The organism is Pristimantibacillus sp. Z349TD_6 (assembly GCF_056173205.1).
In genome coordinates this window covers 4,465,390-4,480,497 of sequence record NZ_CM149662.1, presented here as the reverse complement: position 1 = coordinate 4,480,497, position 15,108 = coordinate 4,465,390, and the positions used below count along the sequence as shown (strand labels likewise).

The 15,108-nt window shown below is 40.8% G+C and carries 14 protein-coding genes; 10 read left to right on the top strand and 4 right to left on the bottom strand.

Translation table 11 applies throughout. The features are described from left to right. Window position 1 precedes the first annotated feature (1 nt). The 7 genes from AC0VYE_RS19555 (at window position 2) to spoIIP (ending at window position 8,076) form a co-directional block, all read left to right on the top strand. A complete protein-coding gene (locus AC0VYE_RS19555) occupies window positions 2–895 on the top strand; it encodes a carbohydrate ABC transporter permease (RefSeq protein ID WP_475442637.1) in 894 nt (297 codons plus the stop codon). A 66-nt stretch (window positions 896–961) separates the two neighbouring features. Beyond that, a complete protein-coding gene (locus AC0VYE_RS19550) occupies window positions 962–2,425 on the top strand; it encodes an ABC transporter substrate-binding protein (protein WP_475442636.1) in 1,464 nt (487 codons plus the stop codon). Window positions 2,426–2,594: 169 nt separating this feature from the next. Beyond that, the gene (locus AC0VYE_RS19545) at window positions 2,595–3,317 is read left to right on the top strand and encodes a hypothetical protein (RefSeq protein ID WP_475442635.1); all 723 of its coding nucleotides are present in this window, start codon (window positions 2,595–2,597) and stop codon (window positions 3,315–3,317) included. A gap of 161 nt (window positions 3,318–3,478) precedes the next feature. Next, window positions 3,479–4,942, top strand: a complete 1,464-nt coding sequence (gene pdxR, locus AC0VYE_RS19540; protein WP_475442634.1) for a MocR-like pyridoxine biosynthesis transcription factor PdxR — start codon at window positions 3,479–3,481, stop codon at window positions 4,940–4,942. Then, window positions 4,939–5,853, top strand: a complete 915-nt coding sequence (locus AC0VYE_RS19535; protein ID WP_475442633.1) for a D-alanine--D-alanine ligase — start codon at window positions 4,939–4,941, stop codon at window positions 5,851–5,853. The genes pdxR and AC0VYE_RS19535 overlap by 4 nt, the downstream gene beginning before the upstream one ends. A gap of 24 nt (window positions 5,854–5,877) precedes the next feature. Continuing rightward, window positions 5,878–6,633, top strand: a complete 756-nt coding sequence (locus AC0VYE_RS19530; protein WP_475442632.1) for an HAD family hydrolase — start codon at window positions 5,878–5,880, stop codon at window positions 6,631–6,633. 189 nt (window positions 6,634–6,822) lie between these two features. After that, window positions 6,823–8,076 (top strand): stage II sporulation protein P, encoded by a 1,254-nt coding sequence (gene spoIIP / locus AC0VYE_RS19525; RefSeq protein WP_076265601.1) that lies wholly within the window; start codon window positions 6,823–6,825, stop codon window positions 8,074–8,076. A gap of 132 nt (window positions 8,077–8,208) precedes the next feature. Here the strand turns inward: spoIIP and AC0VYE_RS19520 are convergent, their stop codons facing one another. From AC0VYE_RS19520 to AC0VYE_RS19510, 3 genes are all read right to left on the bottom strand, one after another. After that, on the bottom strand, window positions 8,209–8,418 hold the full coding sequence (locus tag AC0VYE_RS19520; protein ID WP_076265602.1) for a hypothetical protein: 210 nt from the start codon (window positions 8,416–8,418) through the stop codon (window positions 8,209–8,211). A gap of 319 nt (window positions 8,419–8,737) precedes the next feature. Further along, window positions 8,738–11,077 carry an MMPL family transporter gene (locus AC0VYE_RS19515; RefSeq protein ID WP_475442631.1) on the bottom strand — a complete coding sequence of 780 codons (2,340 nt, stop codon included), beginning with the start codon at window positions 11,075–11,077 and terminating at the stop codon, window positions 8,738–8,740. Window positions 11,078–11,124: 47 nt separating this feature from the next. After that, entirely contained in the window at window positions 11,125–11,742 is a 618-nt protein-coding gene (locus tag AC0VYE_RS19510; protein ID WP_475442630.1) for a TetR/AcrR family transcriptional regulator, read from the bottom strand. A 280-nt stretch (window positions 11,743–12,022) separates the two neighbouring features. On the opposite strand from AC0VYE_RS19510, the gene AC0VYE_RS19505 reads away from it, so the two are divergent. Both AC0VYE_RS19505 and AC0VYE_RS19500 read left to right on the top strand, forming a co-directional pair. Beyond that, entirely contained in the window at window positions 12,023–12,271 is a 249-nt protein-coding gene (locus AC0VYE_RS19505) for a DUF3955 domain-containing protein (protein WP_076265604.1), read from the top strand. A gap of 149 nt (window positions 12,272–12,420) precedes the next feature. Then, window positions 12,421–13,197, top strand: coding sequence for a DUF817 domain-containing protein (locus AC0VYE_RS19500; protein WP_076266087.1), 777 nt, complete (start codon window positions 12,421–12,423; stop codon window positions 13,195–13,197). Window positions 13,198–13,200: 3 nt separating this feature from the next. Here the strand turns inward: AC0VYE_RS19500 and AC0VYE_RS19495 are convergent, their stop codons facing one another. Further along, the gene (locus AC0VYE_RS19495; RefSeq protein WP_475442629.1) at window positions 13,201–14,010 is read right to left on the bottom strand and encodes an AraC family transcriptional regulator; all 810 of its coding nucleotides are present in this window, start codon (window positions 14,008–14,010) and stop codon (window positions 13,201–13,203) included. A gap of 170 nt (window positions 14,011–14,180) precedes the next feature. Here AC0VYE_RS19495 and AC0VYE_RS19490 point away from each other — a divergent pair, with 170 nt between their 5' ends. Further along, entirely contained in the window at window positions 14,181–15,005 is an 825-nt protein-coding gene (locus AC0VYE_RS19490; RefSeq protein WP_076265606.1) for a phytanoyl-CoA dioxygenase family protein, read from the top strand. Window positions 15,006–15,108: the final 103 nt, after the last annotated feature.

Here is a 15,108-nt window from a genome sequence, read left to right as displayed (position 1 = left end):
AATGGAAACTAATCGATTGCTTGGAGATAAACTCGTAAAGAGCTTGGCGTACTGTTTTATTGGCTTATTTGCACTCGTTTGTTTATACCCGCTTGTATTGACCTTAAGTGTTTCCTTCTCATCTGAGCAGGCCATTGTCAAAAATGGTTATTCGATTATCCCGCTGAGTCCAAGTTTGGATACGTATAAATATATCTATGTGAATAGTGGCATGAAGATATTGAAGTCTTATGGCGTAACCGTCTTTGTAACTGTAATTGGTACGGTAAGCGCATTGCTGATTACAAGTATGATTGCATTCTCGATATCCGTAAAAAAGCTGAGATATCGCAATATTATCGCATTCATTAGCAACTTTACGATTATTTTCTCGGCCGGCTTGATTCCGTGGTATATGGTTAGCGTGAATTATTACGGTTTGAAAAATAGTATTTTAGCATTAATCCTTCCTTCTATTTTTAGCGTATGGAATATGTTTTTGCTGCGAACGTATTTTTCTAGCATTTCACCGTCTTTATACGAAGCAGCGGAGATGGATGGAGCTAATTATTTTACCATTTATTTAAAAGTAGCTCTTCCTTTAAGCAAGACTGCTCTGCTCACAGTGGGATTAATGTATGCGCTGAATTATTGGAATGATTGGTGGAATGCACTCATCTTCATCAACGATAAGGATCTATTTCCGCTGCAATACTATCTCTACAACATTCTATCGAATGTAAATGCGATCAGCTCCGGCCGTATTCCCTCTGGGGCTTCCGGTAACATAACGCTGCCAGCAGAAACCGTAAAGATGGCAATTACCGTAATTACAATTGGTCCTATTATTTTCCTATTTCCTTTTATTCAAAAGTATTTCGTTCATGGCATTATGGCGGGCGCAGTAAAGGAATAAGCGATACATGGTTTGTAGCCTATCTAGGCCTAACATACATTAACCATTAAATAGGGAGGGTTATCAATGAAATCCAGTAAAATGCTTATCTTTTTGGTTTTAATGCTAGTTTCTACTTCAATTCTTGCAGCGTGTAGCAACAAGGAAGAGGTTGGAGGAAAGGGGAAGCTCGAAACACTCACCATCTTGTACCCGGGGGACGAAAGTGATCGTATGACTGAATTTCTTGGAAATGAATTTTCAGAGAAAATGGCAGCCGATCTCGGATTAAAGTTGAAAGTTATTTTTGTGCCATGGGCTCAGTACTGGGAGCAAAAAGATATTATGCTCGCTGCAAATGAACCGATTGATCTTTATTGGGATGGTCTTCCCGACCTTTCTACCATTGTGAATAAGAAGCAAAGCATGCCGTTGGATGATCTAATTAAGCAGTATGGCCAGGATATGCTCAAAGTGCTGCCGATGGAACAGTTTCAGGGTGCGGTAATTGACGGCAAAATTCATGGGATTCCATCGGCGTATGCTCCGTCATCAGCCATGTATCAACTGGTAGCAGTACGTCAGGATATACTAGAGGCTGTTGGGATGAACGAAATAAAAACAGCTGAAGATTTAAAAGAGTTTGCTACCAAAGCGAAAAAACAGTTTCCGGAAATGAAAGGGCCAGCTGATATTGTCTTTAAACCTCTCACCAGATATTTTACAGAAGAGCAGTATAACTTTATTGCAGTAGAAGACTTAATCGTATTTGGCGAAGACAGTAAAAAAGCACATAGCTATTATGAATCAGAAGCTTTCCAAAAAGTAGCGAAATTTAACCGCAGTATGTATGATGCAGGGCTTTATACAGAGGATCTGACTATCAAATACAATGAACGGGATTCTCGCATGCAGACAGGTCTATACTTATGGGTTGAAGGCTCGTTAGGCAAAGAAATGGAAATTATAGATGCAATAAAAGCAAATGCACCTGATGCTAGAGTGAAGACTTATCTTTTGGCACCTGAGAAACCTCGTTATATTACTGCAACAGGAGGAGAAGTTCTTGGCGTTCCGGTAACGGCTCCTAATCCAGAGGGTGCGATAAAATTTGTGAATTGGATTTATAAATCCAAAGAAAATTATCAATTAGCGCTCTATGGCGTTGAAGGCAAGGATTACGAGATTGTAGATGGAAGAATCAAAAAGCTGACTGCTAATGAGTTTTTCTATGAATGGATGTTTAGAAACCAGAATTATCAATTGTTTGGACCGGACGTAGCACAAGAATCTATTGATCATTATAAAACGTGGGATGACGAGGCAGTAACTTCCGCTTCACTCGGCTTCCGATTTAATAATGAGAAAGTAAAATTGATTGAGACTGCCCTAAAAGAAGTAGCAGGCAAGGACTTAGCGGCTATACGCTCAGGCTTTGTTGATTTTGAAACGGAATATCCGAAAGCGATTAAGAAGCTAAAAGCAGCAGGGATTGATGAATACGTAGCTGAGATTCAGCGCCAGTTGGATGAGTTTTTGGCTAGTAAATAAACTGATATTATATTTTAAATTCATAGCATTGGCATAGGAGTAAAAGTAAGTGATGTGAAACCCCGACCTTAAAAGAGGTCGGGGTTTTTGCATTGTTTTGAGTAACGCCTATGCAGGATGTAGTACTATAGAAATAGGAACCATTCTTTCCTTTTGAGGGGTAAATTTAATGAAGAAAAGTAAGCAAATTAGGGATTTAATATATGTAAGCGGGGAGCATGAAACGAATTATTTTTGCTCCTATGGAATCGAATTTCATGAATTTATGAACTGTGTACATCATAGGCCGGAGAACCTTATACTTCTTAAACATGATTTTCATAACGTACAGACGAATCGGCATGCTAGACTTCATTATGTTTTGAAGCAAGGATTGGATGAATTAATTGAAGAAAACGTGTATGACTATGGAGATTTTTGTTGGGTAGATTTCTCCAAAGAAGAGGAATTAAATGCTTTAAGCAACAATCAAATCGCTGAATTATTGTTTTTTGGCCAAATGGGTGAGCCATTGCATCATATACCAAAGCTGAGGTTTGCTTATTTTGCACATGATGATGGCTGGTTTAACAAGCTTTATGTTACAGATTTATATGATTATGAAGTTCTTTTAGCTAAAGTGATTACTTTTAAGCTTCATAAACTAATCGGTAGGCAGGTTCAAGAAATTCCAAAGGACATATCATCGGTACTTTTAGAATGGACAAGAGATGGATTATTGATTGACTTGTCAAAAATTCAAAAAAGTAAAACTGAATTAAGAATACCGGTAACCTTTATTGGTCATGACATTGATATGGACAGCGTATACGATTTTAGAAAAGAAATTAGGGATTACAAGGTTTGGTTAGTTTATTCAAAAAAGGTATGGAAGCTTATTAAAGAAGATTAATACGAACGTTTGCGTTATGGGGAAGTATCATCCCTGTCATTTGAGCGCGATTGTTGATATTTCTGATGGGTTATTCCTATCCACAGGTAGCCTGAAAATCAGACATCGTGGATCTTATTATATTGATTAATGTATGTCATTATATTTCTAGGGGGGATTGGATGTTTACTGAATTCAATTTGACGGATGACAGCCCTGCCTATACCCAAGTAAAAGATTACATGAAAAGTTTAATTACTTTAGGTGTATTGCAAGCGAATCAGAAGCTCCCGTCCACGCGCGAACTCAGTTCTATGCTGAATGTCAGTAGAAATACGGTAGTTAATGCATACGCAGACTTGAAAGACGAAGGTTTTGTGTATGTAGATAAAGGAAAAGGGAGCTTTGTTGCTCAAAAATTCGGTGAGGCAGCAACTGACCCTTCATGGCAGCTTGATTGGAAGCAAAATATTAGTAAACAAACGAAGATTGCTGAAGAAATGGATCTTAGCAAGCACGGGATACGTTCGAGCACAGGAGAAATCAATTTCACAAGTATCGCACCGGATGGGAAACTGTTTGATCTCGATAATGTCAAACGAGCATTTTTAGATCGGATGTCCATAGAGGGTGAAATCATCTTAAACTATGGATATGCACAAGGCTACAAGCCTTTAATGGAATATTTACTTCGATATATGGAGAATAAAGGGGTAAATCTAGAGGGTAAGGATATTCTGATTACGAACGGTTTTACAGAAGGATTAGATCTCATTTTATCGGCTTTAATTAAGAAAAATGGTCGTGTCCTTTGCGAGAATCCTACCCATCATGCGGCAATTAAACTGTTTAAGATGCATGGATTTGATATTGAGGGTATCAAAATGGAGCAAGACGGAATTAATCTTGTGGAGCTGGAGAGAGCATTATCAGAACGATCCTTTGATTTAACCTATCTTGTACCTTCTTATCATAATCCAACGGGTATTGTGATGTCTCCCCATAAACGAATGGAAGTCATCAAGCTGCTCCATAAATATCAAGTCCCGCTTATTGAAGATGGGTTCAACGAGGAGCTAAGGTTTTCAGGAGACCACATTGCCCCTTTACTTGCATGTAATGGAAATGGAAATAGTGTCATCTATCTGGGCAGTTTTTCGAAAATCCTTTTCCCTGGCCTCCGGGTTGGATGGGTCTTGGCTGAGAAAGAGCTCATTTATTATCTGGAAAGTGTAAAGCGTGCGCGAAGCATCCACACCTCCACGTTAGATCAATCCTTACTTTATCAATATCTTCATAATGGCAACTTCGAGAAGTATTTGAAGAAAGCCAAATCTGAATATAAACGAAAATGTGAATTAGTCATTCGGTGCTGTAAAGCGTTTATTCCGTTAAGACGCCTTTCAGGCGACGGAGGGCTTCATGTTTTTATTGAATTCGAAGATAACTTTGATACCAATGTCTTATTAGAATACTGTCGCTACAAAGGTGTCATATTTACTCCAGGCAACACTTTTTTTACAGATAATAAAGGTCATCATACGATGCGGCTTGGTTTCTCACGAGTAGTAGATGAGGACATCATAAAAGGGATTCAAATTATAGGTGATACGGCTAAACAAATGATGAAGGAGAGACAGCTATGAGAGTTGGAGTGATAATGGGGGGTATTTCATCAGAAAAAGAAGTATCCCTTATGACTGGACGCGAAATGATTGCTAATTTGGATAGAGAAAAATATGAGTTGTATCCGATTGAAATCAATCGAAAAGATGAACTCATTGAAAAAGTGAAAAATATTGATGTAGCTCTGCTTGCGCTTCATGGGAAGTATGGAGAGGATGGAACGATTCAAGGGGCGCTTGAAACACTTGGCGTTCCTTATACGGGGTGCGGTGTTTTATCGAGCAGCTTGAGCATGGATAAAAATATATCCAAAAAGCTTTTTCGTCATGACGGCATCGATACTCCTGACTGGATTCATTTGAATAGTGCAGATGAATTATGTGTTGAATATGTCGAACGACTGGGTTATCCGGTTATCGTGAAGCCAAATTCAGGCGGATCGAGTTTAGGAGTCAAAATAATAAAAAACAAAGAAACGTTAGTTGATGAGATATTAGAAACCTTTCGATGGGATAATGAAGTATTGATCGAGCAATACATCGAAGGCGAGGAAATAACCTGCTCCATTTTAAACGGTAAACTTCTTCCTATCATCGCTATTCGTTCTCAATCCGAATTTTTTGATTATTCTTCCAAGTATGATGACGGTGGAGCCGATGAACAAGTGATTCAGCTGCCTCCTGAGATTTTCGAACGGGTTCGTGCTTCTGCACTGGGCTGTTACAAGACATTAAAATGCAGCGTTTACGCCCGAATCGACATGATGATTAAAGATGGAATTCCTTATGTAATGGAAGTGAACACATTGCCTGGCTTGACGAAAAATAGCCTTCTGCCCAAAAGCGCCAAAGCTGCGGGAATTTCATTCAGCCAACTGTTGGATCAGATTATTGAATATTCATTAATGGAAAGAAAGAATGGGTTACTATAGCTTAAAATGAACGAGGCTGCCGGTATGAATCGGCAGCCTCGTACTGTAATTGAGCAGTTAACTTCAATGATTTGTGTTAAAGTGGGAATGATCATGTATTTTATAAAGGGAGAGGAAGAAATGTCACTATCACTAATCTTTGATATGGACGGAACACTATTTCAAACAAATAAAATTTTAGAAATATCACTTGAAGATGCGTTTGATCAGTTAAGGTCAATAAATGAATGGGACAGCGCAACGCCTATTGATAAATACCGCGAAATTATGGGTATACCTTTACCGAAGGTTTGGGAAACTCTCTTGCCCAACCATTCCAAAGAAATAAGGGAACAAACGGACTTATACTTTCTAGAACGATTAATTGAAAACATTAGAAGCGGGAATGGTGCTTTATATCCTAATGTAAAAGAAGTTTTTAGTTATCTAAAAGACAATGGATTTTCAATATACATAGCTAGCAATGGTTTAACGGATTATTTAAAAGCAATCGTTAGTTATTATCATTTGGATACCTGGGTTACTGAAGCCTTTAGTATTCAACAAATTGAATCACTGAATAAATCAGATTTAGTTCAAAGCATCATTGAGAAATACGGTATTACCAACGCAGTTGTAGTAGGAGATCGTCTATCGGATATAAATGCAGCCAAAGAAAATGGTTTAGTTGCCATTGGATGCAACTTTGATTTTGCACAAGAAGACGAACTCTCTCAGGCAGATATCGTCATAGATGACTTAATTGAGTTAAAAACAATAGTGTCACAGTTGAAAAAATAGGTGCTCGTAAAAAATATAGTTACATATGAGTGCTTGATAAATTGATTTGTCTTTATCTGTCATGTCTTTTGAATGACTCTACTAGGAATTTACGCTCATTTTCGCGTTCTAGAAAATAGATTAGAAGGATTTTCCTCCATTGCTGTCGAAATTCGTAGAATAAGTATTTGAAATGGAGGAAAGTTAGCTTTGAGATTAAGAAATCAACTATTGGGTGGAACGATCATTCTTTCTTTATTAGCAGGGGGATCCGATTCTGCCTATGCGTCAATTCAGAACTTGTCGGCAGGAAAAAAGCTAAGCCAGGGAGTACAACAGTACGCTCAAACCGTTCAAAAGAAAGAAACAATCGCTAAAATTGTGGATACTACCAATTTGCGCAAAGGACCGGGACTTGAATATGAGATTGTTGCCAAAGCGAAGGCTGGCACTTCTTATCCAATCGTTGGATCGAAAGGGGAATGGTACAAAGTAACTCTTTCCAGCGGTAACACGGCTTATGTTGCAAATTGGGTAGTGGAGACGGTTGAGAGTAGTGGCAGCCAACCTACTTCAAATAATGGACAAAACCAGGAAAATACCAACAAGCCGAGTGGTGGTCAAGATAAGGAAGCTATAGTAAATATCGTAGATACTACTAATTTGCGCAAAGGCCCTGGTTTAGATTATGAGATTGTTGCCAAGGCGAGAGCGGGAGAAACCTTTCCTGTCGTCGGACTAGAAGGAGATTGGTATAAAGTATCGCTGCCTAGTGGAGGAACCGCTTACGTTGCTAATTGGGTTGTGAACACGGGGAGTAACAAACAAAGCGGCAGTAAAGTGTATATCTATCATACGCATAATAGGGAGTCCTGGAGAAATGTATTAGGTAATTCAAAAGGGACCTCCGTCGACGATGCCAAAGTGAACATTACGCTTGTAGGCAAGAAGCTTGCTGAGAGTCTTCAGAAAAAAGGGATAGCCTCCATTGTTGAACAGACCGACTTTACTGAAAGATTGAATGAACAGAAATTAAGCTACACAAAAGCCTACGTTGAATCGCGTAAAGCAGTCGACAAGGCGATGAAGGCTAATTCATCACTATCCTATTTCTTCGATATTCACCGTGACGCTGATGTTCCGCGCAACAAAACAACGGTTGTCATTAATGGTAAAACGTATGCGCGCATTATGTTCGTCATTGGAGACGCTAATCCTGCACATAAGGAAAACAAAAAGTTCGCCGAAGCGTTAAACGCTTTATTGAACAAGAAGTATCCTGGCATATCGAGGGGAGTTCTTATGAAAAGCGCCCACCAGGGGAATGCCGAGTACAACCAGTCCGTCTCTAATGGAAGCCTGCTTCTGGAATTTGGGGGAGTAAATAATACGTTAGAAGAAAATCTCCAAACTGCAGAAGCTTTCGCTGACGTGTTTGCGGAGTATTATAAATCAATTAAATAAAGTAAAAAAAGCAGGGGAAGTTTCCTTGCTTTTTTTTGTTCCATGCTCACATTCAGTTGTTAATCATAATGTTAAGGGTCATATAAAAAATAAAAAAACCGATTTTTACATCGGCCTTGTAGACATTGTTTTTTAAACGAAAAATGAATTTGCTGTTCTGTGAATAATGCTTCCATCTGACATACGAACGGAATCATCGTTATATCCTGTTATGGTTGAAGCTGGTCTAATCTGCATGCCGTTTTGCATTGGTTTGATTATTGCTTTTTGAGCAATGGCAACTTCAAAATCTTTGTTCGTAATTAGTCTTTGACCTTCTTGAAGTGTAATTTTTGCTTGCATGTAAACACGTCCTCTACGGTTCTATTTTTTTGTATTCTAAGGACAAATAATACACTAATAACTTTATACAAAGCAATGGAAGTGAATGCAAATGAGAAAAAATATTTCAGAATATGTTGTAAAATATACAAAAAAGTGAATTTTAATCTCAATACGTGATAGTATACCCCAACGAATCCTCAATCATAATTTTGTCAATCTAATGGGTTCAATAATTCTTCTACAATTCCCGATGCATGACTTCGGGATTATATGTAAAAAAAGGCAAACCAGATGATCTGGTTTGCCTTTTTTGTAAATCAAATTAGCGAAAATTGAATCAATATGCTCGACGAGGTTTAGCCTTAATGTTAGCAGCGCTCTCCTGGCTCTTCAGTTCAGCTAGAAGCTTATCACCTTCGACATCCAGGTTCGGCAGCATGCGGTCTAACCATTTCGGCAGCCACCAAGCTTTGTCGCCAAAGACAGCCATGACAGCTGGTACAAGCGCCATGCGAACGAAGAAAGCGTCAATAAGAATGCCGATTGCGAGCGCAAATCCGATCTGCTTGATCATAATATCATGTGCGAAAATAAAGCCTGCAAACACGGACACCATAATCACGGCAGCGGCTACTACTACACGGCTGGCTTGATTGTAGCCGTGAACGACACTCTCTGTTCCGTGATGACCATGTACGTAAGACTCGCGCATGGAGCTGACGAGGAACACCTGATAATCCATTGCCAGCCCGTAAAGAATGCCGGTAACCATAATTGGCATAAAGCTGAGCAGCGGACCTCCGGTATCAAAGCCGAAGAGGGAGTGAAGCCATCCCCATTGGTATACGGCCGTAGTAATCCCGAATGTAGCGAGCACACTGAGAAGGAATCCAACCGTAGCTTTGAGTGGAACGATGATTGAGCGAAATACGAGCAGCAGAATAATAAGCGATAGAATGACGATAATGCCGACGTAGAGAGGGAACACCTCAGCCAGCTTTGATGACATATCGATGTTAATTGCTGTGAACCCAGTAACGCCAACCGTGACATCATACGTTAGCGCCATGCTGGAATCAGAAGCTCGAATCTCACGAACTAGGTTTTTGGTTTCTGCATCCGTTGGACCTGTTTTGGGGATGAGGCTAATAATCGCCATATCTCCGGTTTTGTTTACGCCCATAGGTGTCACAAGCGAAACATTTTCATGCTTCCCTAGATCCTGCACTAGACCATTCAGCAATTCCGGCGTCACTTTGTCCGATGCGCCTTTTGGCTTTGCTACTAGGAGCAGCGGGCCATTGAAGCCTTCGCCAAAACCGTTTGAAATGGCGTCATAGCTCTGCCTTGATGGTGTATCTAAGTTAGCCGTGGCACCTGAAGGGATGCCCATTTCCATTTTTGCGACTGGTAGTGCTGCTGCGCCAAGAATGACAATAACAGCAATAATAACTAGCCAGCGTCCTTTCGCTACAGCCGTTACCCAGCGGTGTGCAAACCCTTGAGTAGTTTTATTCGTTTGGGTGCTGCTCTTTGTACGCGCTTTTGTCGAGCAGATGCGTTCACCAAGCAAACCTAGCAGAGCCGGCAGTAGAGTTAAAGCAACCAGAACATTGACGAGGACAGCCAACGCAGCAACAAGCGCCATGGCAGACAAGAAGCCAATTCCGATGACAAGCATGCCGCACAAAGCAATAATAACGGTCAAGCCAGCGAAAAACACTGCACTTCCGGCAGTGCCGACTGCTCTGCTGGCTGCTTCCCGCGCACTTAATCCCTGATCAAGAATCATGCGGCGTTGACGATTTACGATAAACAGCGAGTAGTCAATTCCGACGGCAAGCCCAACCATAAGCGCTAGAACAGGAGTGAGATCAGTCATATGGATGAATTTTGAGAAGGCGTATGCTCCTCCTACGCTAATTCCTACTCCCATTAAGGCAGTTAGAAGAGGCAAGCCAGCTGCAACAACCGAACCAAGTGTCATGAATAGCACAACGGCAGCTACGGCAATACCGATAGCTTCTGTTGATCCAATGGAAGGTTTAGTTGACAGCGAGTCGCTTGGCAATGCTTGAATACCCGTTTGTTCAACAGACATGGCGGCATCAATGACGGAATCGGGTACCGATTCAGGAAGCGACATTTGCTGAACGGTGAATTGGAATTGGAATAGGGCAACGCTGCCGTCAGAGGCAAGCATCACGCCAGGTACCGGAACACCGTTGACCATTAGAGGGCCGAAGGGAGGTAATTCACCTGTGGTTGCTTGCGCTGTTCCATCCCCTTGTTGTGGTGCGCTCCCTTGAGCGTTTTCTGGAGCTGAAGCGCCGGCTTTAGCAGCCAATTCAGCAGCATTAATAACATATTCAAGGTTATAAACATCATTAACAGCTTTAGTAATTGCGCTCAAACGCTCTGGTGTATCTAGTCGTTCGTCTTTGGGAGCCGTAAACACGATGCTGGCTTGTCCGCCTGAAGCTTCTGGCAGTTCCGCTGACAATTGATCTAATACCTTCTGTGATTCCGTTCCCTCAATTTTCATATCGGACGTTACATGGATTCCATTGACCCCGAGTATAGCGAGCACTACTCCGAGAATTGCGATCCAGCTAATAATGAAATACCATGGCTTGGTATAGGCTGACTTACCCAATCTGTACAGAAAAGTTGACATCTGTTAATGATTCTCCTTTGCATGTAGGAATAACGTGAGGTAGTGTACTAAAATCCGTTTCGCAAGTAACCAAACATAGTATCTAAATATTGATCGAACGTTACGGCCTCTGGGGTCTCAGCGGCTGATTGACCTGGTAACAGCACACTCAGGCTGCCATCCAGTATGGGGAGCATGGCTCCATAAACAGCTCCGGCGAGGAGATGGGTATACCCATCGGGATATCGTTCATGGGAAAACTCATCTAAAGTTTCCTGAGCCATAATTTGCAAACGGCGCAGTCCGCTTAAAATGTAAGGCTCAAGCGTAGGGTGCTGCCTCGAAAATGATACAAGCTGTCGCAGTTTTCCAATATGTTCTCCTGTCAGATGCAGCTTCATCAACTGGTGAAGAATGTCGAGTGGGGACATGTCCTCGTTTAAGCTTTTGATCCAATTCCCAATTTCGTCGGCGCCTTTAAAGATGAGAGCTGCCGAAGCTATCGCTTCCTCTTTACAGGAGTAGTGGTTGGCAAACGTTCTTCTGGAGTAACCGGCGCGCTGCACGACATCTTCGACGACGAAACCATCCATTCCCCTTTCCAGAGCAAGAGCGAAAGCTGCATCGGCAAGCGCATTCGCGGTTGCTTCTCTTTTGATATCGCGTAGGCTTTGTTTATTCATCATGTAACGCTTAAGCGTTCACCCCTTTTAAATAGAATGGAAGCTTTTTCAAAAATAATCCCTGCTTATATTATTGCCCAATGGGCAATGATGCACAATGAGCAAGTTGTTACGAATTTGTGGCGTTGAGCTAAACGATTTGAGCGAGAGCTTACAAATACGAAAGTGGAAAACATTGAAAGTAATTAAAACAACAAGCATTTATTGTTTTGCGATAAATTTATATTGACTTACACGGATATTGACGATATTATTTTCATAGTTAGCTAAGAGGAGGGTTTTTATGAGACAGAAAGGATTATCAGCGTGGTTAAAATTAGCTTCTATCCCAATTTTTTTGGGAATCATTTGTCTAGTTATCGGAATGATGGGTAAATCTGAAGTAGCTCCAGATGGTACGCTAATAGAACCATTGTTCTTTTTAATTCCATTAAGTTATCTATTATTTTTAAGTGGAATTATTTTATTATTGTTGCTCGCTGTCATTTCTATGATCAAAAAAATAAACATAATTTATAGAACAATAAAATAAAATAAAAAACAATTTCCTGAGTAGAAAAGGAAATTGTTTTTTTATTTAACATGGCAGGAGCTCTATCTCGTAGGACAGTTGTTGAACGTTGACACTGTCGTGAAATGTTATCCTTTGGTCATGGTGAGGAGAGAAACAAATTGAAATCAATGTTACAACTACTGCATTTTGGCTACCATCAGGCGATGAGCTGCATATTTCCAATTGCGATTTTTGGAACATTAGCTCTTTCTAACATCGTAGAAATACCTTTCATTCATCGTTATGATGCCATTCTACTTGTACTGCTTGGCGTGCAATATCTCATGTATCGCAGCGGATTAGAGACACGTGATGAAATCAAAGTAATCTGTATATTTCACATCATTGGTTTGCTGCTTGAGATCTATAAGGTCAGGATGGGCTCTTGGTCATACCCGGAGCTAGGGTTTACAAAGTTGCTTGGTGTCCCGCTCTATAGCGGATTTATGTATGCAAGTGTTGCAAGCTTTATGTGTCAGGTTTGGCGGAGACTACGAATGGACATGACGGGCTGGCCTGGGCTTGTACCATCGGCGCTGCTTGGAGGAGCCATTTATTTCAACTTTTTCACACATCATTTTATTCCTGATTTTCGCTGGTGGCTGACGGCGCTTGTATTTATTGTATTCTGGAAAACATGGATCATATTTAGGGTCAGAGCTATAACTTATCGAATGCCTTTAACCCTTTCATTTATTATTGTAGGTTTTTTTATTTGGTTAGCTGAAAATATAGCCACATTTTTTAATGCTTGGAAATATCCTGATCAGAATCAAACCTGGCAGCTGGTCAGTTTCAGTAAGATTAGCTCATGGTTCCTTCTGGCAATCATTAGTGTCATTATCGTCGCCCAGCTGAAACATGTAAAAGCGGAACGGACAAAAAACGATTCATCATTCAGCTAGGATTCATGTTCCTCTGGAAGACCGCCAATTGCTTGGAGAATGACCATACTTTCGTTTAAACAGCTTAGAGAAATGAAACTCGTCATAAAATTGCAGCTGGGATGAAATTTCCTTCACTGACAGGCTTGTTGTTTCCAGCGATACTTTGGCCGATTCTAGCTTTAAATTTTGCATATACTCGCTGGGTGATTGGCCTGTTAATGCGCGGAAGCGCGAAAAAAAGGACGTTCGCGACAAGCCGCTGCGTTCGATGAGTTCTTCGACCCGAATACCCTTATCCATATTCCGATGGATATAGATTAATATATTGTTGAGTTCGGTTTGGCGCGAGGTCTGACCTGACTCAAGCTCTCTAGCAAAGAGTACCAATAATTGTTGCAGGAAGATATTCGAAGAATAAGCGTAGCCGAAGGATTCTGCAATCAAAGTATCAATGATACGCTCGCACAGCAGTACTGCCTCTGCAACTTTTCCTGTTGTTTCGACCTTGCTTACAGGGAGCTGCAGATTTCGAATGGCGTCCAGGGAATTGAAATCAAGATAATAAAATTTCCAGTTATTATCCTGACACTTGTATTCGGAGGGAATTCCCTCCTGAACGAAAAAGAAAGTGCCTGCTTGCAGCTCATAGCGGTCATTCCCTTGGGATAGGATGCCCTTACCTTCATAAGTAATAAAAAGACCGGGAACGACGAATCCTTCACTGGTTATAATGTTGTATGCATCGTCAGCCTGCACTTTCCAAATCGAATTAAATTGAGGGAAGCTGATAGGTTCTTTTCCAAGGATATAAGGAATATTCATGTAGGTCATATTAATCAACTCCATTCCATTGTTCTAATATACATTTAATTTCACAAATTACCGTGAATTCTATGTATAATATGTACAATTATACATGATGTGAATACATGTATCCATGGATGCATAGATGATTTTCCTCTACACTTAGAACAAATACCGAGTAGAGGAGTGTAATTGAAATGAAGCTTAAAGTTGGAAGCCGTGAATTAGAAATGGATGGAAAAGAGCTCACAGAGCTCAGAAGCTCAAATGATATTTTTCATGATGTTCAGGCGCTGCGCGATCGGATGGAGGAAGACGGTTATTTACTGATCCGCGGGTTTCATGATCGCGATAAGGTGATGCAGGCTCGAACAAATATTTTGGAAAAGATGAAACAGATGGGAAAGCTAGATCGGGATACGCAATTAGAAGATGGCGTAATGGCAGATGGAAGCAAAACGATTTTTTTTGGAGGAACAAACGAGGATCTACCTGCACTGCTTAATGTTTTGAATGGGGAGCACATCATGCGTTTCTTCGACGAATTTCTCGGAGAACAGTCACTGACTTATCATTACAAGTGGCTTCGTGCGGTAGGCAAAGGTGATTTTACAGGAGCGCACTACGACATTGTTTACATGGGAAGAGGTACCCCGAATGTCTATACCGTATGGTCTCCTCTTGGAGATGTTTCGTATGAAATGGGGGGACTGGCGATTTGCCTCGGCTCGCATCGATTTGAAAAGCTGAAGCAATCGTATGGTTCCAAAGATTCGGATCGTGATGGTTTGGGACATTACACGGATGATCCGCTTGTTATTACAGAGAAGTTCGGTGGTCAGTGGGCGACAACTCAGTTTCAGGCAGGCGATGTACTCATTTTTGGCATGTTTTTAATGCACTGCTCACTGGAGAATACAACCAATCAATACCGAATTAGTGTGGATGCGAGATACCAATCGGCCTTTGAGAAGGTTGACGAAAGATGGAGCGGCAAAAAGCCGAAGGGTCATTTTAAATAATTGTACTAGCCACCCATTGCGGTGGCTATTTTATTGATTGGAAGTGAAGCGTCTACTTAGAAAAGATGATTGACTAAAGTATTAATTAGTTTTATGATTTGTA

Coding starts and splice junctions, on each gene's coding strand:
- AC0VYE_RS19555 (WP_475442637.1), top strand. CDS start 2: ATGGAAACTAATCGATTGCTTGGAGATAAACTCGTAAAGAGCTTGGCG.
- AC0VYE_RS19550 (WP_475442636.1), top strand. CDS start 962: ATGAAATCCAGTAAAATGCTTATCTTTTTGGTTTTAATGCTAGTTTCT.
- AC0VYE_RS19545 (WP_475442635.1), top strand. CDS start 2,595: ATGAAGAAAAGTAAGCAAATTAGGGATTTAATATATGTAAGCGGGGAG.
- pdxR (WP_475442634.1), top strand. CDS start 3,479: ATGTTTACTGAATTCAATTTGACGGATGACAGCCCTGCCTATACCCAA.
- AC0VYE_RS19535 (WP_475442633.1), top strand. CDS start 4,939: ATGAGAGTTGGAGTGATAATGGGGGGTATTTCATCAGAAAAAGAAGTA.
- AC0VYE_RS19530 (WP_475442632.1), top strand. CDS start 5,878: ATGAATCGGCAGCCTCGTACTGTAATTGAGCAGTTAACTTCAATGATT.
- AC0VYE_RS19520 (WP_076265602.1), bottom strand. CDS start 8,418: ATGCAAGCAAAAATTACACTTCAAGAAGGTCAAAGACTAATTACGAAC.
- AC0VYE_RS19515 (WP_475442631.1), bottom strand. CDS start 11,077: ATGTCAACTTTTCTGTACAGATTGGGTAAGTCAGCCTATACCAAGCCA.
- AC0VYE_RS19510 (WP_475442630.1), bottom strand. CDS start 11,742: ATGATGAATAAACAAAGCCTACGCGATATCAAAAGAGAAGCAACCGCG.
- AC0VYE_RS19505 (WP_076265604.1), top strand. CDS start 12,023: ATGAGACAGAAAGGATTATCAGCGTGGTTAAAATTAGCTTCTATCCCA.
- AC0VYE_RS19500 (WP_076266087.1), top strand. CDS start 12,421: ATGTTACAACTACTGCATTTTGGCTACCATCAGGCGATGAGCTGCATA.
- AC0VYE_RS19495 (WP_475442629.1), bottom strand. CDS start 14,010: ATGACCTACATGAATATTCCTTATATCCTTGGAAAAGAACCTATCAGC.
- AC0VYE_RS19490 (WP_076265606.1), top strand. CDS start 14,181: ATGAAGCTTAAAGTTGGAAGCCGTGAATTAGAAATGGATGGAAAAGAG.